Origin of the sequence: Nostoc sp. DedQUE08, from assembly GCF_034530895.1 — a bacterium.
GTDB lineage: Bacteria > Cyanobacteriota > Cyanobacteriia > Cyanobacteriales > Nostocaceae > Nostoc.
In genome coordinates, this window is sequence record NZ_JAVRCD010000005.1 from 187,006 (window position 1) to 210,693 (window position 23,688).

General features: G+C 39.0%; 15 protein-coding genes. 7 read left to right on the plus strand and 8 right to left on the minus strand.

Going from position 1 to position 23,688, the window contains the following annotated elements:
* The first annotated feature begins 53 nt into the window (after positions 1-53).
* Positions 54-1,064 carry a DMT family transporter gene (locus RMY64_RS05450; RefSeq protein ID WP_322699507.1) on the plus strand — a complete coding sequence of 337 codons (1,011 nt, stop codon included), beginning with the start codon at positions 54-56 and terminating at the stop codon, positions 1,062-1,064.
* Positions 1,065-1,251: 187 nt separating this feature from the next.
* On the opposite strand, the gene dapF is transcribed toward RMY64_RS05450, so the two are convergent.
* On the minus strand, positions 1,252-2,091 hold the full coding sequence (gene dapF / locus RMY64_RS05455; RefSeq protein ID WP_322675154.1) for a diaminopimelate epimerase: 840 nt from the start codon (positions 2,089-2,091) through the stop codon (positions 1,252-1,254).
* A 69-nt stretch (positions 2,092-2,160) separates the two neighbouring features.
* Here dapF and RMY64_RS05460 point away from each other — a divergent pair, with 69 nt between their 5' ends.
* Positions 2,161-2,379, plus strand: a complete 219-nt coding sequence (locus tag RMY64_RS05460) for an Hfq-related RNA-binding protein (RefSeq protein ID WP_322675153.1) — start codon at positions 2,161-2,163, stop codon at positions 2,377-2,379.
* Between the two features lie 188 nt (positions 2,380-2,567).
* Here the strand turns inward: RMY64_RS05460 and RMY64_RS05465 are convergent, their stop codons facing one another.
* From RMY64_RS05465 to RMY64_RS05485, 5 genes are all read right to left on the minus strand, one after another.
* Positions 2,568-4,358, minus strand: coding sequence for a diguanylate cyclase domain-containing protein (locus RMY64_RS05465; protein WP_322675152.1), 1,791 nt, complete (start codon positions 4,356-4,358; stop codon positions 2,568-2,570).
* A gap of 783 nt (positions 4,359-5,141) precedes the next feature.
* Complete coding sequence (locus RMY64_RS05470; protein WP_322675151.1) at positions 5,142-7,481, minus strand: cation:proton antiporter; 2,340 nt, start codon at positions 7,479-7,481, stop codon at positions 5,142-5,144.
* Between the two features lie 93 nt (positions 7,482-7,574).
* The gene (locus tag RMY64_RS05475; protein WP_322699508.1) at positions 7,575-7,919 is read right to left on the minus strand and encodes a hypothetical protein; all 345 of its coding nucleotides are present in this window, start codon (positions 7,917-7,919) and stop codon (positions 7,575-7,577) included.
* 87 nt (positions 7,920-8,006) lie between these two features.
* Positions 8,007-8,984 (minus strand): SDR family NAD(P)-dependent oxidoreductase, encoded by a 978-nt coding sequence (locus RMY64_RS05480; RefSeq protein WP_322675545.1) that lies wholly within the window; start codon positions 8,982-8,984, stop codon positions 8,007-8,009.
* 12 nt (positions 8,985-8,996) lie between these two features.
* Positions 8,997-9,890: a hypothetical protein gene (locus RMY64_RS05485; RefSeq protein WP_322682140.1), complete on the minus strand. Its 894-nt coding sequence runs from the start codon at positions 9,888-9,890 to the stop codon at positions 8,997-8,999.
* Between the two features lie 580 nt (positions 9,891-10,470).
* Here RMY64_RS05485 and RMY64_RS05490 point away from each other — a divergent pair.
* Positions 10,471-11,439: a hypothetical protein gene (locus tag RMY64_RS05490; protein WP_322699509.1), complete on the plus strand. Its 969-nt coding sequence runs from the start codon at positions 10,471-10,473 to the stop codon at positions 11,437-11,439.
* Positions 11,440-12,046: 607 nt separating this feature from the next.
* Entirely contained in the window at positions 12,047-14,632 is a 2,586-nt protein-coding gene (locus tag RMY64_RS05495) for a GAF domain-containing protein (protein ID WP_322699510.1), read from the plus strand.
* A gap of 131 nt (positions 14,633-14,763) precedes the next feature.
* Here RMY64_RS05495 and RMY64_RS05500 read toward each other — a convergent pair whose 3' ends face one another.
* Positions 14,764-15,870 carry a response regulator gene (locus RMY64_RS05500; RefSeq protein WP_322675541.1) on the minus strand — a complete coding sequence of 369 codons (1,107 nt, stop codon included), beginning with the start codon at positions 15,868-15,870 and terminating at the stop codon, positions 14,764-14,766.
* A gap of 1,510 nt (positions 15,871-17,380) precedes the next feature.
* Positions 17,381-17,872 carry a hypothetical protein gene (locus RMY64_RS05505; RefSeq protein ID WP_322675540.1) on the minus strand — a complete coding sequence of 164 codons (492 nt, stop codon included), beginning with the start codon at positions 17,870-17,872 and terminating at the stop codon, positions 17,381-17,383.
* Between the two features lie 2,275 nt (positions 17,873-20,147).
* Here RMY64_RS05505 and RMY64_RS05510 point away from each other — a divergent pair.
* From RMY64_RS05510 to RMY64_RS05520, 3 genes are read left to right on the plus strand one after another with little or no spacing between them, the layout of a single operon-like run.
* Positions 20,148-21,377, plus strand: a complete 1,230-nt coding sequence (locus tag RMY64_RS05510) for a sedoheptulose 7-phosphate cyclase (protein WP_322675538.1) — start codon at positions 20,148-20,150, stop codon at positions 21,375-21,377.
* Positions 21,378-21,381: 4 nt separating this feature from the next.
* Positions 21,382-22,215: an O-methyltransferase gene (locus RMY64_RS05515; protein WP_322675537.1), complete on the plus strand. Its 834-nt coding sequence runs from the start codon at positions 21,382-21,384 to the stop codon at positions 22,213-22,215.
* A gap of 59 nt (positions 22,216-22,274) precedes the next feature.
* On the plus strand, positions 22,275-23,672 hold the full coding sequence (locus RMY64_RS05520) for an ATP-grasp domain-containing protein (RefSeq protein ID WP_322699511.1): 1,398 nt from the start codon (positions 22,275-22,277) through the stop codon (positions 23,670-23,672).
* Positions 23,673-23,688: the final 16 nt, after the last annotated feature.

A 23,688-nucleotide genomic window follows, 5' to 3' on the forward strand; every position in this document is an offset into this window, starting at 1 on the left:
CCAGAAGCGTCTCGTAGAGATAGATGGCAGTTCGTATAATAAATATAAACTAAATGGCAGAAAATCAATTAAGCCTAACACCAGAAAATGATAAAACTTCAAAAATCCTGCCGATAATCATAGTAATAATTGCATTATTAGCTTTATCTTCAACAGCAATATTTATTAAAGTCGCTGTTAGAGAAATGAGCGCTGTTGCTACATTATTTAATCGCTTATGGATAGCGACTATTATCTTTGGATTATGGAGTGGAATTAACCAAGTACGAACTCAAATTACAGATGATAAACCTGTATTACCACAGCCTTATCCAACCAAAGAGATAGCGCTTTTAATCGCAGTGGGTCTAGTTCATGTATTAGGTCGATTATCTTGGACTTGGGCGTTAACTCAGACTGGTGCTGCGAATGCTAATGCGTTAGGTAGCCTCAATCCGCTATTTACTACTTTAGGAGGATGGCTATTTTTTAATCAAATTTTTGGGCGCAAATTTATCATCGGTCTAATCTTAGCTATAATCGGTGCGATCGCAGTCGGATTTGAAGATTTATTGCGTTCTAATAATAATATTACAGGTGATGCTGTTGCCCTCATATCATCGATATTTTATGCAGCAAACTTTTTACTTATCGAGCAGATCGGCAATAAGTTTTCAACTATCACCATCCTAGTGTGGCGCTGTGCGATCGCAACTTCATTGATGATACCAGTAGTGCTAATCTTGGAAAAACAAGTTTTCCCAGTTACTTTGTCGGGGTGGTTAGTAGTATTTGCACTAGCTGCTATTTGCGAAGCCTTGGGTCATGGGCTAATTGTATACAGCCTCAAAAATTTTTCATCAGGATTTATTTCTTTACTTTTACTACTCAATCCAGTGATTGTTGCGATTCTTGCTTGGATACTTTTCTCGGAAAACTTGAGTATTTTTAACTTGTTAGGATTGGCTCTAATTTTAGGGGGTATATATCTTGCAATTTCTAATAAAGAAGCTGTGCAATCTAAAATTAATCCCCAGATCCAATCTCCAGCAGAAATAGATTCATCCGCCAGTTCCCCAAAATAATACCAATTTGAAAAAATAATGCGACAAATAGACTATATTGTAGAGACGCGATGAATCGCGTCTTTACCCAAGGATGTGTTGCAATCATTAATTGAATTGCGATAAGAAACGATGGCACAGCCCGCCACAGACATCGCTGCAAGGCTTCTATGGCACTACTACTTGAGTAATGCCAATAGTAAGTCGGTTATAGTTTACCAGTGAATACCTTCTCAGCCGGGCCTGTCATGTAAACTCGTTGGTCGATTTCTGACCATTCAATTTGCAAGGGGCCACCTGGTAATTCTACAGTGGCGGCGCGATCGCATTTCCCAGTTAACACTCCAGCTACTAAAGAAGCACAAGCACCAGTCCCGCAAGCTAAGGTAATCCCAGCACCCCGTTCCCACACCCGCATTTTCAAATAGTCACGGCGTACCACTTGAATAAATTCCGTATTTATGCGTTGGGGAAAAACTGGGTGATGCTCAAATTTTGGGCCGATGGTTTCTAACTCAATTGCTGCAACATCTTCCACAAAGGTAATGCAGTGCGGATTTCCCATATTTACACAGGTGACATCCCAAGTTTGCCCCGCCACCTCTAAGGGCACAGAAATAACTTTTTGTTGGGCGGGTGCGAGAGTGGTAGGAATTTCGCTAGCGAGTAACCTGGGTAAACCCATATCTACTTTAACTTGACCATCAGATAAAAGTTGGGGAGTCATTACACCACCCAAAGTATGAATGCGATATGAGTCTTGATTTCGGGATTCGCCTTCTAAATCTGCCAAAAAGCCAGCTAAACAGCGAATGCCATTACCACACATTTCTGGTTCAGAACCATCAGAATTAAAAATCCGCATGGTGTAGTCAGTGCCGTTTTCTCCAGGTAGGGCAAAAATTACACCATCAGCACCGATACCAAAGTGGCGATCGCACAACTCGATGGCTTGCTCTGGAGTCACTACAGGCACTGATGACGAGCGATTGTCAATCAAAATAAAGTCGTTGCCTAGACCATGATACTTAGTAAATTCGATTGCCATTTCTTCAAGGATGAATTATCAAGGATTAGTTACTCTTTATTTTGCCTTGTAGGTTCATCTTTACTAAAAATGCTTACCGAATTTGACACCACTTTACCCAGTATTAGACAAGTCCAAAACCTGATTAAACAAACAACGCCAGTAGAGTTAAAGCTGCTGACTGGTGATGTACTCACAGGAAAAGTTTTATGGCAAGATCCACAGTGTATCTCTCTTGCTGATGAAAACAGCCAGCAAACCACCGTTTGGAAACAAGCGATCGCCTACATCAAGCCGAAAGTGAGTTAGGAGTGAGGCAAAAACACCACAACCTATCGCTTTATCATTTGCTTCACTCGGATTAAAAATTCAAGCCCACGGCTTAAGCCGTGGGCTTGGAATAAAGATGCCTTGCACCTCGCATCTCGAAGCAATTCTTTATTTATTGTGGGCTTGTATTCCATAATTAAAGTTGTGTATTTTTAATTATTTCATCACTAGACCCAGGTTTTTGCAGCACAAACCCACCGATTGCGTCCTTGTTCTTTAGCTTTGTATAAAGCTTTGTCGGCGGCATTAATTAAATCTTGAGATGAAGTTTTATCTGTTGGTTTCTGAATTGCAACACCTAAACTGACGGTCACAAAATATTGAAAATTATTCTTCTTTTTATGGGGAATTTTTAATTCTTGAATAGATTTTTGAATCAACTTAGTTACTTTAATCGCACCTGATTCGTTCGTATTTGGCAAAATTACAACAAATTCTTCACCACCATAACGAGCTAGTAGATCGGTAGGACGCTTTAATACAGATTGTGCTGCACGAGCAACTTGTATTAAGCATTCATCCCCAGCTAGATGTCCATAAGAATCGTTATAATCCTTAAAATAGTCAATATCAAATATAATTAAAGATAAATAATTTTCATTTAGTATTAGTCGATCCCATTCTCGATCTAAAAACTGATCGAAACAATGACGATTGGCGATTTGGGTTAGAGCATCTAGTTTACTAAGTTTTTCTAGCTGAGAATTTGCTATTTCTAAAGCATTGTTTGCTTGAGCAAGTTGATTAGCTTGAGAGCGGAATTGCTCTAATAATTCAGAATGTTCTAAAGCTACATTAAACTGAGCAGCTAACTGGTGGATAAATTGAATTTCCGACTTTTTCCATTCGCGCGGAAAATGGCACTGATGAACGCATAGTAATCCCCATAAAGTTTTTCCTTTCATTAAAGGTGCAACAATTTGTGCCTTGATTTGAAATTGTTCTAACAGTTGAATGTGGCAATCTTTTAGCCCAGCTTGATAAATATCTGATACTACCTGTATACGCCCTTGGTGATAAGCAACTGCATATTTTTCACCAAAACAATTATCCTTTACCTTGATGGCGATCGTAGAATCGTAGTCAGGCAATACATTCTCGGAGACAAATTCACCAGAGGTATAGTTCGATCCCAGATCAAATCGAAAGATACTGACGCGATCGCTACGGAGAGCCTTACGAATTTCTCGTACAGTAGTCTTAAATAAAATGTCTATATTCAGAGATTCACGAATTTCAGCAACTAAATTAAACAGAATATCCTGCTGCTGATTTGCTTTATACAGTTCTGCTGCTTTTTGTTCTGCTTGAGCTAAAAATTCTGCTTGTTTAACTGCAAATCCTAACTGCGTCGCAATCTGAGACAAAAACTGAATTTCTAATTGTTTCCATTCATGTGGCTGTGAGTGCTGATAAGCAGCAAGCACTCCCCACAGTTTTTTTCCCACAAAAATTGATGCAGTTGCATAAGCTCGAATATGGAACTGTTGTAAAATTTCTAAATGGCATTGAGATAAGCCTGCTGCGTAAACATCTGAAACAACTAAAGTTTCGTTATTACGATACCGTCCACCTTGATTTTCTTGTAGATAAGAGTCATTCCAAACTGTATTTTTTCCTAATGTATCTACATCATCCCATCCAGTCTCTGCAAACTCAAAGTCGCTAACAAATTCTCCACCCCAGTTTTCATAGAAACGATAAACGGCAATCCGTTCGACTCGGAGTAACTTGCAAGTTTCCTTTGTGGTTGTACGAAAAATTGTTTCTAACTCAAGAGAAGCTCGAATTTTACTAATAACTCGGTAAAGCGCCCTTTCTTGCTCTTCTAGCTGCTGAATTTGAACTTGTTTATCATGGAGTTGAGTTTCTAAATTACTAACACTAGGCTGTCCTAAAAGCTTACAGAGTAAATTAGCAGATGCTCTAGTAATAATACGTAAACTTGTGTACAACATTATAAGTATAATTTCAGGAATTTTTTTAAAATGAAAAGATACAGCTACAACGATGTAAAAACGTAGTTTTTCTTAGTTTATAACCATTATCGCGTAATAAAGTTTTGCGATCGCTTCTCTTCATCTGACTTTTGTCATTAAGTCTTAAAAAGCTTTATCACAAATAATTTGGGATAAAGTACTGTAAATACAGTACAGTAAATATCATTATCGCCAAAGTATCTGATAACTGAAAATATGAGATAAAAAAGTATTGTAAAGACAGAATAAATTTGTAAAAAATAAAACTCAGTTCTTAGATAGATTCAGTTAAGGACTTCCAAATAAAAAAATACTCACTCAAAAAACTGGCGAAAAAACTCTCTCCTCCTTATTCCTCTGTGTTCTCTGTGTCTGGAGTGGTTCGTTTATTTGAATAATTTATTTCTTGGAAGTTCCTTCTCAAACAAGGTAATCAAATTCAATAGACCAAAAACTTCTGCGATTGACAAAAATCAAGCAGATGACCCCATTAAATACTTTTCTGCAAAAGAGAATCAAAATTTAACGTGAGTTCGACAAGCCCTTTTTTGACCTCTCCCCCAACTCCTCTTGGACACCCAGAAAAGAGCCAAAACCCTAATTTATCGTTGCTCCCTTTCCCTGTGGGAGGGAGAGGTTCATCGAACTCACGTAAATTTAGAGCAGTCAATCAATTTTGGATTTTGGATTTTGGATTTTGGATTGACCCGAACCACGAGGGTGTGGGGCAAGCCGAATTTTAAATTTGCGGAGTCTTAAAGTTCAATCAGTCACTCTATCGGCAGGTAAAAAGTCTTTGAGCGCTTCTGCTTCACCAGCTTTCACCACTGGGATAGACAGGGGTACTGAATTTGCGATCGCAAATAACTGTTGTAGTTGACTCAAACCTGTCAAGCCGCCACATAACAATACTTGGTCACCGACTTGCAAATCCATGCCGCCATCAGGATAGCGGATAAACTTACCATCTCGCCGGATCGCTTGTACTTGGACTCCATATTGCTTGCCGATATCTAAATCTGCAAGGGTTTTACCTAGTGTTGGCGCGTCTGCATTGACTGTAACCCACTGACAAGCACTATTTTCTCCGGGAACAGCCACTTGTCCCTTAGCGAATTCTGCCAAAGCTGCCAGTTCTTCATCAGCTCCCACCACCAATAAGCGATCGCCTTCTGCCAATTTGGTTTGATTTTTGGGATAATCGATTTCTTCGCCGTTAGCGCGGCGAATCGCCATCAAACTCACTCCTGTTAAATAGCGCATATCTGCTTCTTCTATGCTCATGCCAATTAAGGGCGAATTCGATGGCAGAGGATACCAGCGCTGATTTAAATCGCGGGTGGCTTGGCGCAAATCACGAGCAACTTCAGTTGCAGAGCGCTCTGGGCGCAAATCTAAATAATGATCGTTGCGGATTTGCTGCATTTCTCGTTGGACTACAGGCGGCGACAACAAGCCTAAGCCAGTCAATAAATAGGTTGCCATTTCTAAGCTGGCTTCAAACTCTGGTTGCACAACTTCCCTGGCTCCCAATTGATACAGCACCTCAATATTTTTATCCTGGGTAGCACGGACAACCAAATCTAATTCTGGGCGCAATTCTAAAGCGCGTTTCAAGCAAAGACGAGTACTTATGGGATCTGGGAGTGCGATCGCCATTCCTTTGGCATGATTCACCCCGGCAGTTTCCAAAACGTGTAAACTAACGCAATTACCATAGACATAAGACACCCCAGCCTCGCGCAACTGCTGAATTCTCCTCTCCGATTGGTCGATTACTAGCACAGGTAGGTCGTGTTGCTGCAACAACTTCACCAAATTCTTGCCGACTCGCCCATAACCACAGACTACTACATGGTCTTTGAGAGGCAAATCTTCCGACACATCCTGCACCTCATCTTCTTCTAAGTACGGTTTTAACCAAGGCATTGATTCGGCAAAGTTAAATAAAAATGGCACTAGCCGCAGTACAAAAGGAGTCAGCATCAGAGTGACTGCGGTAGTTCCCAAAATTAATAAGTATATTTGTCGAGACACCAGCCCCAAAGACTGCCCTTCACTAGCGAGAACAAAAGAAAATTCCCCAATTTGCGCCAATCCCAAACCGGCGATTATGGCTGTTTTCAAAGGATAGCGGAACAGTTTCACTAAGGGCGTAATAATCAAAAATTTACCGACGAAAACTATTGCCACTAATACCAAAATTAATTCCAGGTTGTTCCACAAAAACACTGGGTCAATTAACATCCCAATGGCGGCAAAAAACAAACTGGCAAAGATATCTCGCAGTGGTTCGACATAAGTCAGGGTTTGGTCGGCGTACTCTACCTCAGAAATCATCAAACCCGCGACAAATGCCCCCATTTCAATGGATAGTCCCAAATGCTCTGTCAACAGGGCAATGCCTAAACACAGGGCTACAACCCCTAATAAAAATAGTTCTTTACTTTCGGTACGGGCTAGCAGTTGCAACAAAGGCGGTATCAGCCAAATCCCCACAGCTACAGCCCCAGCAGCAAATAAAGCAATCGAACCTAACGCTGTTAGGACAGCAATGCCAATAGTTTCTGCTGGTTGGTTGAGGGCTGGTAAGACTGCTAACATTAGTCCTAGTGCCAAGTCCTGAACAACTAAAATTCCCAGCATCACTTGCCCGTGGGGCGTTTCTGTTTCGTTACGCTCCATCAAGCACTTAAGGACAACGGCTGTGGAAGACAGGGACAGAATACACCCCAAAAACATCCCCTTCGCAGGTAAGGCTCCCCAGGCTCCACTTAACCCGCAGACTAAAACTGTCACCAAAATCGTCAAAGCAATCTGGAGTCCACCTCCACCAAGAGCGATCGCTTTTACCTTCTTGAGTTCCGCAAAGGAAAATTCCACACCCAAGGCGAATAACAAAAAGGCGACCCCGAACTGTGCCAAAGTCTCTACTTGAATCAGTTCTTTAATCAATCCCAGTCCCGTTGGCCCAATGACTATCCCCCCAATGAGATACCCCAGCAGCACGGGTTGTCGTAAAAGTGCCGCTAATAGTCCGCCACAGGCTGCAACGCCTAGAACTAAAACTAAATCAACAATTAACCGAAAATCTTCTTGCACCAGTTTTAAAAGAACTATTAAGACCTATTAATTCAGAATACAAAGTTTTACGATCTCAAACAGCTTGTTTGCTGAAGGGGTGGCAAAATTTGCTTATCTTAAAAGGGGCAGACAGTAGGTGAGCAGAAAGGATACATCAAGGTTTTTGCAGGTATTTTGATTCACGAGTATCAAAGGTGGATTCATCCAGTTCAAATACTCGTTAACGGAGATAAAAGGTGGATTCATCCAGTTCAAATACTCGTTAACGGAGATAAAAGGTGGATTCATCCAGTTCAAATACTCGTCAACGGAGATAAAAGGTGGATTCATCCGGTTCAAATACTCGTCAACGGAGATAAAAGGTGGATTCATCCAGTTCAAATACTCGTTAACGGAGTTCAAAGGTGGATTCATCCAGTTCAAATACTCGTTAACGGAGTAAAAAGGTGGATTCATCCAGTTCAAATACTCATGCACGAGTATCAAAGACTTATTGTTGCATTATTTAAGACGCATCTCTTCTGGCTCCATGCCCAATGCTCCTTAAATTTTAGGCGAACCGAGGGCATTCAATAATAGTAGCGACCACGGCACTTTAATATCGGGTATGAGCCATAAGTACTTTCTCAGTACAGGCAATGCAACAGGCAGTACAAAACGCAGAGAGCGTAATGATGCGGGCTGATGCCCATTTTCATCTACAAGATTATATTTCTTAGCCAGTTCGGCAACAATCTGCACGCGTCCTGTACGGCGGATAACATTTGGCTCACCAGCAAGTGCAGCGATCGCTCGTCCAGTAAATAAGGGAGTTTCCCAGTTGTAGCGATCGCTTAAAAATGAGGTTTTCAGGTCAGTAGCATTTGTTTGATTCATTTGGGAAGCAAAACTAGAAAAAAGCTCAGTACCAACAATACCCGGCCAAATAGAAACAGAAGTGACGTTATGGGGTTCTAACTCAACAGCCATATTAGCAGCTAGGCGATCGCAAGCTGCTTTGCCAACACCATAAACTGTATTAAACAGATAAAACATACTACCCCACGAGGAAATAGTACAAATTAATCCAGAGTTACGCTTAGTCATCATCCGAGCGGCAAAAACACTTGCAACATAGTGGCTGCGAAGACCAACATTGTTGCTAGCATCCCAAAGACTTGGTTCAGAATCCCAAAAAGGCTGTCCTTGAGCGTCTTTTAATGCCTGAACTCCTGAGTAAGCATTATTTACCAGTAAATCGAGTTGTCCATTCTGCTCATCTTGAATGCGATCGAAAAGCAAACGCACCTGCTCATCCTCGCTGTGGTCTACTTGGACGGGAATGCATACACCACCGACTTCCTCAATGGCTGATTTCGTTTCACTAAGACTTCCTGAAACCCCCTCACTGGAAGAGTTGTTGAGGCTGCGACCCGTGACGTATACAGTTGCACCTGCTTCACCAAGACCAATGGCAATTCCTCTACCAATTCCCCGCGTCGCACCTGTTACCAAAGCCACTTTACCTTCAAGGTGTTTCATGAGCGCTCATTTCTAATTTTTTAGCGTTAAATATTGATTATTACAATATTCTTTCGTCGCTGTGACTGAAACAACTTCTACTTCTATCGGTTTTTCTTTAGTTCCGTCGATCAGAAATTCACTAGCTCCTTCACGAGGTTTTTTCGGATTTCCCCAATCATAGGTGTAACCTAAACCCGTCCAAGGATAATGTTCTTGACTAGCAACGGCATAAGAAGTTGTGTATATCTCTTGCAAAATCGGATAACTAGCAGAAATCGGGATTTTAAAAACATTACAACTAGAATCATTAATTTCTGGATCGACACATGGTCTACTTAAATCTTCAGCTTTCACCCACATTTCGACAAAATGCGTCTTATTGGAATTTCTATTTAAAATTAAGCCTAAATACTGCTGTAACCTTAGAGAAAGCATAATATTACCGGGAATATTTATACCGATCCCCTTACAATTTTGACAAAATTCCTTAACTTGAGGAACGGCTGTTAACCAAGTCCTTGCTTCTATACTTTTTTTTGTACCTACTTTCCAATCCTCTATTGGGTTTTTGACATATTTCCAACTCGCCATCAAATATTCAATTTTGCCGTTATTTTCTCTCCACTTTACTTGAGGATTAGTTTTTGACAATGACCAAAGATTTTTTATGACTTTATCTTCACTCGGTCTTTTTGCATCCTCAATCGCTGCATCTAACTGCCTTTTCAGCGCGTTATAACTTTCTGGTTTATTTTTCTCCAAATACTCATTGACATTTGGATTAGTTTCTAATTGCGCTACTAAATTCTTTCTGAGGTTTGATGTACTCTGTATGGGAATTTCTCTAGCTAGCAAACTGGAAGATCCGACTGCCAAAAATGCACCTGTCAAGCCTAAAAATACTTGAGTCTTTAATTTTTTCATTAAAATAATCCTGTGGATTGATAACAATAGTGTGAATGTTCCATCCCATGTAAATATGGGTCAACTCAAAGATTGAATCTGATTTTATATTTATGTTTGGCTGAGATAATATTGTGCTTAATATTTTTAATTAACTCTAGTTGTAGAAAAATGAATATTTATGAGCTAGTAGTACTCTGTCAAGAGTAAATTGATGGATAAGCAAGTTGCTAGTAGGGAATAAAGTCTTTAGAGGCTATTTATAAAGTAAATCTAAAGGTGGTGACTTAAGGGTAATGGCAAAAATAGGATACTTTGAACACAGTGTATATACTTAGTATGCATTGGCTTGAAAAGCTTATTCTATCGACCTTAGGGCCTCTCATTCTTAACTATTCCCTAAGATAGATTTTTTCCTCGTAAAGCGTAATAAACAATTTAGGATTTGTATTAAAGCAGATAGGGATTTTAACCAAATGGGTCGTCATTAGACTCAATGTATTTGCATGAACATCACTTTTGATAACTGGAGTAAACTTTTTCTTGTTCTCAATGTTTTCAATTAAATGAAAAAATATCTAAATAATTAAAAATTAACGTTATGTCCAATACACCTAAGAAACCAGATCCGAATTCTTCTAATACACCAGATCCAAATTCTTCTAATACACCAGACCCAAATTCTTCTAATACACCAAACCCAAACTCTTCTAATACACCAGATCCAAATTCTTCGGAGCAAAATAATATTATTTATCACTTATTTAATAGTATATTTCCTAATTCTCCTTATTTTAAGTTTATAAATAATACATTTTTTGCACATTTTTTAAGTAATCACCCTTTTATTGCCAATTCATTAATATTTTTGATTATATTTTTAACGGGTGGAAATTTATATCAAAAACTTATAATTAATAAAATTTCCGATTCTACTTACCAAAATAAAATATGTCAAGAGACGATAAAACTGATAGAAGAAGAATTAGAAACCAATAACAAATCAGGTACTGTAACTGTTTCTTATAAAGCATTCGAGGATAATAAGAATGTGAGCTTGTTACCATTTATTTGTGAATACTCAATAGAAGATGAAAAGAAAAATATATCTAAAAGGGACATTTATTTGAGATATACGCCTGTGTTTAGTGAATACATTAATGAAGAGTATATTAAGAAAAGTGCTGGCAAAAAAATGGAAATGAACGAAGTATGTAAGCACAGTACTATAGTAGTACAGATGCAAAAATATGCTAAAGATAACTCTCTTTTTGACAAGAGTAAAGGAGATACTATAAAACCAGGAAGGGCTGAGATTTTAACAAATAAACCACATGCTTATCCAGTACATCGATGGGTTTGTCATTTTTCGGTTTCAAAAAAAACCAAAGAAGTTAAACCTTCTCTAGGAGGTGGTAACGATTATATGATAGACCTCAACTTAGAACCATATTGCCGAATCAAAGCTTCTGAAGATAATAATAAGTTTACAGTACCTCACTATCGTGATTATGATAATCCTTATTCTTTCTATTGTACAAATCCTTTTTCGAGTACTGATTCTGAATGATTTTATGTAAACAAGGGAGCGACTAGACCAAAAAAAACGATGCAAAAATGTGCTTTTATATGTTTAGTTTTTATTAGGAAATAAGATGCGTTTCCTCTGGTAGTCGGACACAGGCATCACAACAGACAAATAAAGTGGTTTATTAGCGCCGACCTGTACTAGTATTTTTTACTCAACACTTCTTTTCCCAGCTGATATATCTGCGACAAGAAGCGATCGCACTCGATCTGAAAAATTTTGCGTATAATTACTTAAAAATTGCAGCAATTTTCAGATAAATCGACTATATCTTACGGATACAGCAATGCTCATTAGTCTGTTTCTGGAAAATATTATGAGGCTACACTAACAATCTCTCGCCTGTGGAAAATATTGTTTTCTCGTTTATATGAGGGGTCTAACCCCCTATTGATCGCGGTGGGAAGGGGTTTTGGTCAAGCCATGCTTGTTGGTAATCAACTTGAGCGTTTATTCACAGGATGACGCTGGCTAAACAAGCGATTAAACTATGGATAATGTCAAGCAATTGTTGCTTTTAACACCACTTACATAAATTTAATCTCATTGTTAAATCTAAAACCTCATTCTGTTAGATAAAATACCAGTTATGTCAGCGTATCAAAGAAGTTATGGGGAAACCACCGATTTGATTATTGGTGGTAACAACCAAGAAAACCTCGAATTAACAGCAAATTCTGCTCCTGTGGGTGCTCTTGCCACAAGACAAGGAACTTTTTCTACGTTTCTTGCTCCCCTGACTCAAGATACTTTTAAACAGGTCGTTAAGGATGTCGAGCAAAAATTACAGATTGTCCATCAAACCCTATCAATGCTGGATTCGCATGGGTTTGAAACCATTTTGCAAGAAATGTTGCATTCGATTACCTTGAAAACCGGAGAATTACTGGGGGCAGACCGAACGACAATATTTTTATTGGATGAAGAAAAACAAGAACTTTGGTCAATTCTAGCTGAGGGCGAGGGCGGTCGCTCTTTAGAAATTCGCATTCCCGCAAATAAAGGCATTGGTGGTGAAGTCGCCACTTTTAAAGAAGTTATCAATATTCCCTTTGATTTTTATAACGATCCGCGATCGCATTTTGCCCAAGAACAAGAAAAGAGAACTGGCTATCGCACCTACACCATGCTAGCTTTGCCACTCTTAAATGAACATGGGCAATTAGTTGCAGTAGTGCAATTACTGAATAAATTAAAATCTAAGAATCATTATGATGCTCCACTTGCAGAGCGCATTGATACCAAAGGTTTTACCCGTGCTGACGAACAATTATTTCAAGAATTTGCTCCTTCGATTTGTCTGATTTTAGAGTCCTCGCGCTCTTTTTATGTAGCTACTCAAAAACAAAGAGCAGTAGCGGCGCTAATGAAGGCAATCAAGTCCCTCTCTCAAAGCAGTCTTGACTTAGAAGACACCCTAAAGCGGGTGATGGATGAAGCCAAGGAACTGATGAATGCCGATCGCAGTACACTATGGTTAATAGACCGCGATCGTGATGAATTGTGGACGAAAATCACTCAGGATGATGGTTCAACCAAAGAGTTACGAGTCCCTGTAGGTAAAGGCTTTGCTGGGATAGTCGCGGCTTCTGGCAAAAAGTTAAATATTGGCTTTGATTTGTACTACGATCCTGACTCAGAGACAGCCCAAAAACTAGACCAGCAAAATGGCTATCGCACCTGTAGCTTGCTTTGTATGCCAGTATTTAATGCCGATCAACAACTGATTGGTGTTACCCAACTCGTAAATAAAAAGAAATCCGGGGATTTTCCCCCTTATAATCCAGCTGATTGGCCCAAAGCTCCCGACTGCTTCCAAGCTAGCTTTGACCGCAACGATGAAGAGTTCATGGAAGCTTTTAATATTCAAGCGGGAGTCGCGCTGCAAAATGCTCAGTTATTTGCCACAGTCAAGCAACAAGAACAAATGCAACGAGATATTCTGCGTAGTCTTTCCAATGGCGTGGTTTCCACTGATAAAACTGGGTTAATTATCGCCGCCAATGAAAGCGCCCAACGTTTGCTAGGACTGGGAGTAGATGACCGTTTAGAAGGTAAATTAGTTACTGACGCGATCGGCATCAAAGAAGGCGACTTTAGCAAGTGGTATCAGGATGCTTTACATGCAGTTGACTTAAAAGGCCGTCAGCAATATTACCCCGATCGCACACTTATCGGCACTGGTACAGAACAACATAGTATCAATTTATCGATTAACACAATAGCCGATGCTAGCGACCAAGAGCAAGTCCGGGGGGCGCTGGTGGTGATGGAAGACATCAGTGATGAAAAGCGGCTCAAAAGTACAATGTACCGCTACATGACCCAGGAATTAGCCGAAGAATTGCTGAAATTAGATGACGCTAAACTAGGAGGCGATCGCAAAGAAGTTTCGATTTTATTTTCCGATATTCGCGGCTACACCACATTAACAGAAAACTTGGAAGCAGAAGAAGTGGTGAGTATGCTCAATGAATATTTTGAATCAATGGTGGAGGCAGTTTTTAAACATAAAGGCACTCTTGACAAATATATTGGCGATGCCATCATGGCTGTATTTGGTTCTCCTCTACCATTAGAAGAACACGCTTGGATGGCAGTACAAACATCCTTAGAAATGCGCGATCGCCTACACGAATTTAATCAACGTCGCCATATAGATAATAAGCCTAGAATTAAAATCGGTATTGGCATCAACTCAGATACCGTGATTAGTGGGAATATTGGCTCTAGTAAACGGATGGAATTTACCGCCATTGGTGATGGCGTTAATCTTGGCTCACGATTAGAAAGTGTTAGTAAACAGTATGGTTGCGATATTATTATTAGCCATAACACTTTTAAACCTTGCCAAGATAATATTTGGGCTAGGGAACTAGATTACATTCGTGTTAAGGGTAGAAACGAACCAGTAGCCATATACGAATTACTGGGTTTGCGTTCCAATCCAATTGAAAGCGAAAAATTGCAAGTGATTGAGCATTATCACAAAGGACGCGAATATTACCTCAAACGCGATTTTAACCGTGCTAGAGCTGAATTTGCCCTAGTTTTGGCAGCAGACAGCCAGGACAAAGCTGCTATGTTGCATCTGTTGCGTTGTCAGCATTGGTTACAATCACCCCCAACAGAATCAGATTGGGATGAAGGAGTCTGGACATTTCAGGAAAAATAACTCCACCGACTTTTCGATTAGGGCTTGTAACTAATACCAATTTTAAAGAAGATATAGATTAACTGATTATTTGTCTTAAATATCTAAAATAATAGGCATGTTTAAATGGAGTGAGTTGCTATATTAGTAAATTAAACAATATGTTGAAAAATAACTTTTAGTAAATCTCCTTGTTTAAAAGGCTTAGTTAAATAGCCTGATGCTCTCACCATTTTAGCTTTAGCTCTATCTAGAAATCCTACTTTTTCTGACACCATAATCACAGGTGTATTTTTAAAATATGAGTGTTTACGCAGCAAAGAGCAGAGTTCATATCCATCGAGATTAGGCATGGATATATCCAACAAAATTATGTCGGGTTTTATACGGATAATCTGCATTAGAGCCTTTAAAGAATCAGTGACTCCGATAACAGAAAAGGTTTGCTCATCTAAATAACTTTTAATAGCATTCAATACCGTAGGACTGTCATCAATACACAAGATTGTGTAAATTTTTCTGTCAGCAGGCGGTTGGATAATTTGCTGACCTCTGTATTCATTAGTATTAATCGAGTAGGCTGCTGGTTTAAAGCTGTGTATTTTAGGCAATTTTGGCGTAGTTTTGGCTTTAGATTGTAGTTCATTTATTTGGAAAAATTGTGAGGTATGTGATTGATAACTTGATGATGTTTGACGATAAACCGCTTCTCTTTCAGAGACGCTAACGCGAACATTTTGGGGCGTTAAACATCGTTCAACTAATAAACGAACATTTAAATGACAAAACTTTGGCATATCATCCAGAAAACTCTCAGGAATAAATTCATAACTTCCCTCCTCTAAATTCAGAAATGACTCTAGAACTTCTAGCGCTAATTGCTCTATCAACATTGCTGCTTGAGAAGAACTGATATATTTCTGATTGACTAACCAACAAATAGCCAGATAATCTGGGTTCGGTATTGCCTGATTTTCAATACCAGTTTCAAATATCGCCCGCAACTGATCTTTGATTCCGTCAGGGAGAGTAGAAATTTGCTGACTCAAACGTTGCAAATTTCTGTAAAGCGGCTCAAACATTTTCTCTGAGTAGCTGGCATAAATTAGTTTCCCCTCATCTACATATATTGACCAAGAGCCTGATGTGCTAAACACCTGTAAACAACCAGTAACCGACTTACCAGTGATTTTTTTCAACAAAGTTAGGGGCTGGAGCTTTTGGAAAAATCTGTATCTACTAATCGGAAGTGTCTTCATTGCGATCGCTCTGAAATAAAATTAACATTTGCAGGCAAAATTAGTGAATTACCTTTTCGGAATTCAGCGTGACTTTGTTGAAAGCACTATTCAGATAAATATAGCGGTCATATTTGAGTTAGTACAGAGATTCCACACCCCCCAACTCTTAATTCACCAATCTCTGTTAAGCTATAATCCACAACTTACAACTAAACCAATTAATGCTACTGACCAATAGCAAAATTGCCCGACTAGTTGCCAGGATATAGTATTTCAAAAATTAGATTGGTTTTCTGTATCTTTAGCTAATCTAGCCAATCTAACAGTAACTCAAGTGCCACACAAAGACCATTGGCTCTCGCCCATCAGTCACAAAAGTATCATTGTTATCCGTATTTTGTAGCCTAAAATTATAGATACTTGAATTCTCTTGCAAAAGTGTTTTGTCCCTAATCCTAAAGTCTGGAGCGACCAAAATTTACTGTGATGTAAAGGTAAATGTTTCTCTATCAAGACTTATAAGCATTAATTCCGCGCTGACGAAGTATGTTTTTATATCCGTGACGAAAGTCGTTGGGTACTTTTCAAGAAGTTTATTCTTGAGGGCAACTTCACAATCAAAAAAGTATTATTCAAAACTAAGCATTCCAAAAGCTCAATATCTTACTTAAGTTTGTGATTGTAGAGCAATTAGTCTTGGGATTTGGCAAAATTATCGCTTGCACAACAATAATGGTAAACCTCCGCCCAAGAATGATGCTGATAATTGCCGCCATGATGGTGTGTGGTGAGATGCGCAGGCGACTAAATCAGCAGAAGGGAATCTCTTCATAAGTACTGGAAACGGGTTTTAATGTTGTGTGAACCTAAATACTCACCCTGCACAAATTGGAGTGATAAATTCAAGAACTTACAGGGAAATTCTTGATTAGTAGTAGATACCTTGCAAAATAGCTGTTTTCAGCTAGATGGTAGATAACAAGTAACATACTCACTAAAACTTAGATTACTATAATTTCCAAAAAAAATTAGCAGAAATATATAAACTTCATGATAATCAGTAAAGTAAACATGAAAACTAATTGATATCATTTTCCAGAAAATTGTTATAAATATTTATTTGTTAAAATGTCCGGGAAAGCTGAAAATGTATAGTAAAAGATAATTATATGTTTGCTTATTGAATCACACTTATAAAAAACTGAATTATTTTATATAGGATTCATGTTTTATTTTTGAAAAAAACTCAGTACAGCTTTATTCCTTCTTCCCAGTCCCCAGTCCCTAGTCCCTACGATTAATTCAGAAATCCAATCAGATTGCTATAGCAGCAATTTACCCGAAAAATCCTAAGTTTGAAAAATCACAAATATAAATACAAAATTGTACGCTTAGGCATAGTCTGTCGTAAACATCACATTCATCAACCCATAAGATATATGTAGCGAAAAGACGCAAAGGAATTCTTTGCGTCTTTAGCGTGAGATTTATAAGTGGACATTCTCACCGTTATACTTTCTCCATCTACTTAAAATTGCTCCCGCCAGCACCAGCTTAAAAGTGTACCACCAGCTATCAACTTCACTACTTCTAGCAGCCAATAACTACCGTGTAGTAAATTCATTGTCGATGGAATAGCAGCAGCAGCTTCAAATAGGTTGAGTTGAACTCCTATAGCGCACATCTGCGGAGTTAAGAAATAGGTGTCAAGCACAGCGATAGTCAACAGCAGCACAGATAAAACAATACTGCCAATACTCCAGTGATATCGGGTTTTGCTCAAAGCTAGTGCCCCAGTCAGGACTACAGCAGCTGATAATAATTCCATCCGATTGAAGTTCCAAAAAATCGCATAGCCTGCTGTCGTAAAACCAGCTTGACTCATCATCCCAGAAAGATAAAGGCTAGGCATAATTACCCAGTCCAAAACTAAACTAGCACTGAGCCAAAAGCCCAAGGTCAATACGATCGCGGTTTGCCAAATTGGTCGTTTGAATTCAATGTTAGAAATAGCAGTCATAAAATAATTGCGTGTGTTGTATTTCTTTAGTTTCTAACTTCACAAGCAATTTGACAACTAATATCAACTAACCTTTACAAAGCGATCGCTCTTAACATTCTGAAGTTAATACCAAGATTTTTTAACCTAAGTTAATAAATCTTAAGATTTTATAAAAAGCAATTTAAATAGATTTTTTCTGCGAGAAATACTCAAGCATAACCCTTGAGCAACTCTTTAGAATCCATAACTCAATACGCTTGGGTTAAGAGTTATTTATGTATAGGTTGCCCTTTAATTATGAACTCAATCCCAATATTTATAAATACTTAACTTTTTATTGTAAAGTAACTAAGCGATCGCACTCACTCATTCCCTCCTTTGACAGCGATCTAAGACAACAGTAACATTGTCATTTTTGAACGCAGATATGATATAAAAACAGCCTGTGTTCCACAATATCTTAGAGGGTGTTTATAAATAAAAAATAAAGAGCACCGCAGTCATTCCCCAGAACACTTATTTTGTTCATATGCTTAAGAATTATTTTGTAAACACCCTCTTAGACTACGCCACTTGCGATCGCATATCGTGGCAATATTTTACTATCTATGTGAATTAGTGTACTGTTGAGTTCATTCGGGAAATCGCGAGCTTTTACCCGTGAATCTGCCTGCAAATGTGAAACATTAGACCTATGAGCAAAAGTTTTTTTGCACTCTTGCGGGAAAAATGACTCATCTTTATTGGGGAAAGTGAAAATAACAAATCTTTCCCCCTTTCCCCCGCCCCTTTTCCCGACAATGCCAAGAAGTTTATTGTATGTACGTGCATCTATAATCGGCAAAAGCGACGGATTTCGAGCAACATCACCCATAATTACAGCAGTTTTTATGTATTTGAACCACACCTGTCGTAAGGGTGCAAGGACTTACGCCCTTACCGCGTGGTCTATTTACCTGAAAATAGCTGTAAATTCACCAGATGTCTATTATATCAAGTCCGGTTAATTACTTATGATTACCGCATCTGTGCAAAAATCCCAAAAGCCTCTTTCCCCCAGCAAGAACTGCGATCTAAATGATAAGTCTTTAGTCGGACACGATATTAGATATAGATTTTGATAATATATTCTTGTATAAAGTATCTATCTTGAGACATATTTTTTGTAGATATTTGGTTATCCAGTACACTTCGCATGGTGGATTGACTTAAATATATTTACAGATGTTATGATTTGTATTAATGTAATGTAATGATTTGTGTTGTACTTTTCAGTTACCAATTAGTAAATTAATTGTTGGTTTAAGCTGAAAAGGCTTAATTTAGGGCTAAGAAGGCAATTTCAGCAAACTTAGAAACCTTTAATACACACAAGTATTCCTTAAAAAAGTTAAGCTTTTGTTACAAGGAACTCAGATACATTTAAATTCAGAATTTTCGGGAGTTGCTAAAGAAAGTATGCTGATTATTGAGTATTAATTTTACCCATCAAAGAGGTATTGTGCTGACATTTTGAATAGAATGCAGTAAGTCATCTTTGTTTTTAGCCATTTTATGGTTTGAGACTTGCAAAAAAACAGCGAGATGAGGTTTAATCATTTCTGTCATATCAAATGTCAGCCTAGAGATAGACAATGATAAACAATATGAGTAGTTTACTAAGATATGAGTTTTGCAAGGTCTAGCGATCGCAAGGTTGTTAGAGACAAATATAGTGGAGTTAATAAAAATTCAGGTAAACTTACTAAAAGTCCACTGTTATTATGAAGCAAATAGAATGTAGCGAGTTTAGTAATATAAGGTTTGAGACTAATGCTAATAAATAGCGAACTAACGATTAATCAGGGTTCTAATCTCAAATTGAAGCTTGGAAATCGACGATACAATCAGTTGTCTAGACTAGAATTTTTGCGGAATGGTACAGTTGGAAAGCCACTATATTTACATGTAGTGGAATAAATCTGAATTCAGATGAATTTCCCAAATTTCAAGTCAACAATCCACAGCAGAAGCAGGCAAGTATTGTGCGAATATACCGCTAGTAGGGCTAGTTGACTTGTTTGAGGTTATGCCGAATTAAAGGTTAACCCATCTACAGAATTTACTCAAATGAATGATGTTGTTTAAAAACATTGCCAGTCAGTAATAAACGTTAGCTTTTTATTAAAAGCTAATTTTTTCCTGTCTTTTATCTGAAAGGGTAAAAAGCATACTTGTTTGCTGGCATACATTAGGGTAAATCGCAACTATTACCGAAATCTCACAACTTTTTAATTGGAATAAGGGCAACACAATGAATAAGGTACAAGCATCATTTGAAGCTACCGAAACTGCGTTTCACGTGCAAGGTTACGAAAAAATCGATTTTAGTCTTGTCTATGTGAACGGTGCATTTGATATTGAAAACCGAGAAATTGCAGATAGCTACGCCAAATTTGGTCGCTGTCTGATTGTAATTGATGCCAATGTTCATGAACTTTATGGCGATCAAATCAAGTCATATTTTAGACACTATGACATTGAACTGACAGTATTTCCGATCATCATTACAGAACCGGCTAAAACCCTGGCAACCTTTGAAAAAATTATTGACGCTTTTTCGGACTTTGGCTTAGTTCGTAAAGAACCAGTCTTAGTCGTTGGTGGTGGTCTAATTACTGATGTGGCTGGGTATGCTTGCGCTTCTTACCGTCGCAAGAGCAACTATATTCGCATTCCTACCACATTGATTGGTTTAATCGATGCAGGTGTAGCAATTAAGGTAGCAGTTAATCATCGTAAAGAAAAAAATCGCTTGGGAGCATATCATGCACCTTTGAAAGTGATTCTGGATTTCTCATTCTTAAAAACCTTGCCAACTGCTCAAGTTCGCAATGGGATGGCAGAGTTGGTGAAAATTGCGGTAGTTTCTAACTTGGAAGTCTTTGAACTGCTATACGAATATGGCGAAGAACTGCTTTCCACTCACTTTGGACATGTGAATGCAACACCTGAAATTAAAGAGATTGCCCATAAAGTCAACTATGAAGCAATCAAAACTATGTTGGAGTTAGAGACTCCTAACTTGCATGAAATAGACCTCGATCGCGTCATTGCCTACGGTCACACTTGGAGTCCTACCCTAGAATTAGCACCTCAGATACCTCTATATCATGGTCATGCGGTCAATATAGATATGGCTTTGTCTGCAACCATTGCAGCACAACGCGGCTATATCTCCACAGAAGAGCGCGATCGCATCCTAGACTTGATGAGTCGTATCGGTTTATCACTCGATCATCCTCTTTTAGATGGGGATTTGCTCTGGTATGCAACTCAGTCTATAAGCTTGACACGAGATGGCAAACAACGCGCAGCCATGCCTCGTCCGATTGGTGAGTGCTTCTTTGCCAACGATCTAACTCGTGAAGAACTTGATGCTGCCCTAGCTGAACACAAACGTCTTTGTGCTAAATACCCTCGTGGCGGAGAAGGGGTTGACGCATACATTGAAAGTCAAAAAGGCAAGCTAGTAGGGGTGTGAAGATATGACGAGTGTTTTAGGGCGAGAAACAGCTAGACCGATAACGCCACACAGTATCTTAGTAGCCCAGCTACAGCAAACCCTCAAATTAGCAGAAGAGAAGAACATTCCTGTAGAGATATTAGATTCTTTGCGGCAGGGAGTTCAATTAGCGACGGGTTTAGATCCCTACTTGGATGATTACACCACCCCGGAATCGAGCGCATTAACAGCATTAGCGCAAAAAACAAGCATTGAAGACTGGAGCAAACGCTTCAGTGATGGTGAAACAGTGCGTCAACTAGAGCAAGAAATGCTCTCAGGACATCTGGAAGGACAGACATTGAAAATGTTTGTTCATATTACCAAAGCAAAGCGCATTCTAGAAGTAGGAATGTTCACAGGGTATTCAGCTTTAGCAATGGCAGAAGCATTACCAAGTGATGGGCAACTTATCGGTTGCGAAGTAGATGCTTATGTTGCTGAATTTGCTCAAGCTTGCTTTAGTGAGTCTCCCCACGGCGACAAAATTGTTGTAGAAGTAGCACCTGCTCTAGAAACACTCCACAAGCTGGCTGCTAGAAAAGAAGTATTCGATCTGATCTTCATTGATGCAGATAAAAAAGAGTATGTAGATTACTTCCAGATCATTTTGGATAGTAACTTACTGACTCTCGACGGTTTAATCTGTGTGGATAACACTTTGTTGCAGGGACAAGTTTACCTACCACCCGAACAACGCACCGCCAACGGTGAAGCGATCGCTCAGTTCAACCGCGTTGTCGCCGCCGATCCTCGTGTAGAACAAGTTCTATTACCCATCCGAGATGGTATAACGCTAATTAGACGCGTGGTGTAACAAAGTTTGTAGAGACGTTGCATTGCAACGTCTCTACAATAAACACAAAGGAAAGACTTATGGCACAATCAATTTCTTTATCTCTGCCTGAATCTCCAACATCATCAACAGGTGTTAGGGTAAAGGTAGTAGCTCTATTCAAAACTCTTGGTACTCTGACATTATTACTAATAGCCTTGCCGTTCAATGCGTTGATAGTATTGATATCTTTGCTGTGGGGCATTGTGCAATCGCCATTTACGAAAAAAGCGATCGTAGCTGCTCATCCTCAGACTATCTTGGTAAGTGGAGCCAAGATGACTAAAGCATTGCAACTTGCCCGTTCTTTCCATGCCGCAGGACACAGAGTTATTTTGATTGAAGGTCACAAATACTGGTTGTCTGGTCATAGATTCTCAAAAGCGGTAAGTCGTTTTTATACAGTTCCGGCTCCGCAATCAGACCCAGAAGGCTATATCCAGGCGCTAGTAGAAATCGTCAAGCAAGAAAAGGTTGACGTTTATGTACCTGTATGCAGTCCTGTCGCTAGCTATTACGACTCTTTAGCAAAACCTGTATTATCAGAATACTGCGAAGTTTTCCACTTCGATCCAGATATAACCAAAATGTTGGATGATAAATTTGCCTTTACCGATCGGGCGCGATCGCTTGGCTTATCTGTCCCCAAATCGTTTAAAATTACAGATCCTCAACAAGTTATTAATTTCGATTTTAGTCAAGAAACCCGCAAATATATTCTAAAAAGTATTGATTACGACTCCGTTCGCCGCTTAAATTTAACCAAACTTCCCTGCGACACTCCAGAAGAGACAGCAGCCTTTGTCAACAGTTTACCCATCAGTCCAGAAAAACCTTGGATTATGCAAGAGTTTATTCCGGGTATTGAGCTATGCACACATAGTACAGTGCGGGATGGGGAATTAAGATTGCATTGCTGTTCAAACTCTTCTGCTTTTCAAATCAACTATGAAAACGTCGAAAATCCCCAAATTCGTCAATGGGTGCAACACTTCGTCAAGAGTTTGGCACTGACTGGACAAGTTTCTTTCGACTTTATCCAAGCTGAAGACGGTACAGTTTACGCCATTGAATGCAATCCTCGTACCCATTCGGCAATTACAATGTTCTACAATCACCCCGGTGTTGCAGACGCCTATCTTGGTAAAACTCCCCTAGCTGCACCTCTGGAACCTTTAGCAAGTAGCAAGCCGACTTACTTCTTATATCACGAAATCTGGCGACTAACTGGTATTCGTTCTTGGAAACAACTGCAAACATCGGTTAATACTTTAGTGCGGGGCACTGATGCTATTTACAGTCTTGATGACCCTATACCATTTTTGACTTTGCATCATTGGCAGATTCCCTTACTTTTACTGAAGAATCTGCAACAACTCAAAGGCTGGGTAAAAATAGATTTTAACATTGGCAAACTGGTGGAATTAGGTGGCGATTAAATAATTTGTAAATTAA

Excerpts from the sequence above, each read along its gene's own strand:
- RMY64_RS05480 (WP_322675545.1), bottom strand. The coding sequence starts at position 8,984 with ATGAAACACCTTGAAGGTAAAGTGGCTTTGGTAACAGGTGCGACGCGG.
- RMY64_RS05520 (WP_322699511.1), top strand. The coding sequence starts at position 22,275 with ATGGCACAATCAATTTCTTTATCTCTGCCTGAATCTCCAACATCATCA.
- dapF (WP_322675154.1), bottom strand. The coding sequence starts at position 2,091 with ATGGCAATCGAATTTACTAAGTATCATGGTCTAGGCAACGACTTTATT.
- RMY64_RS05515 (WP_322675537.1), top strand. The coding sequence starts at position 21,382 with ATGACGAGTGTTTTAGGGCGAGAAACAGCTAGACCGATAACGCCACAC.
- RMY64_RS05450 (WP_322699507.1), top strand. The coding sequence starts at position 54 with ATGGCAGAAAATCAATTAAGCCTAACACCAGAAAATGATAAAACTTCA.
- RMY64_RS05460 (WP_322675153.1), top strand. The coding sequence starts at position 2,161 with ATGCTTACCGAATTTGACACCACTTTACCCAGTATTAGACAAGTCCAA.
- RMY64_RS05465 (WP_322675152.1), bottom strand. The coding sequence starts at position 4,358 with ATGTTGTACACAAGTTTACGTATTATTACTAGAGCATCTGCTAATTTA.
- RMY64_RS05475 (WP_322699508.1), bottom strand. The coding sequence starts at position 7,919 with ATGAATCCACCTTTTTACTCCGTTAACGAGTATTTGAACTGGATGAAT.
- RMY64_RS05485 (WP_322682140.1), bottom strand. The coding sequence starts at position 9,890 with ATGAAAAAATTAAAGACTCAAGTATTTTTAGGCTTGACAGGTGCATTT.
- RMY64_RS05510 (WP_322675538.1), top strand. The coding sequence starts at position 20,148 with ATGAATAAGGTACAAGCATCATTTGAAGCTACCGAAACTGCGTTTCAC.
- RMY64_RS05495 (WP_322699510.1), top strand. The coding sequence starts at position 12,047 with ATGTCAGCGTATCAAAGAAGTTATGGGGAAACCACCGATTTGATTATT.
- RMY64_RS05500 (WP_322675541.1), bottom strand. The coding sequence starts at position 15,870 with ATGAAGACACTTCCGATTAGTAGATACAGATTTTTCCAAAAGCTCCAG.
- RMY64_RS05490 (WP_322699509.1), top strand. The coding sequence starts at position 10,471 with ATGTCCAATACACCTAAGAAACCAGATCCGAATTCTTCTAATACACCA.
- RMY64_RS05505 (WP_322675540.1), bottom strand. The coding sequence starts at position 17,872 with ATGACTGCTATTTCTAACATTGAATTCAAACGACCAATTTGGCAAACC.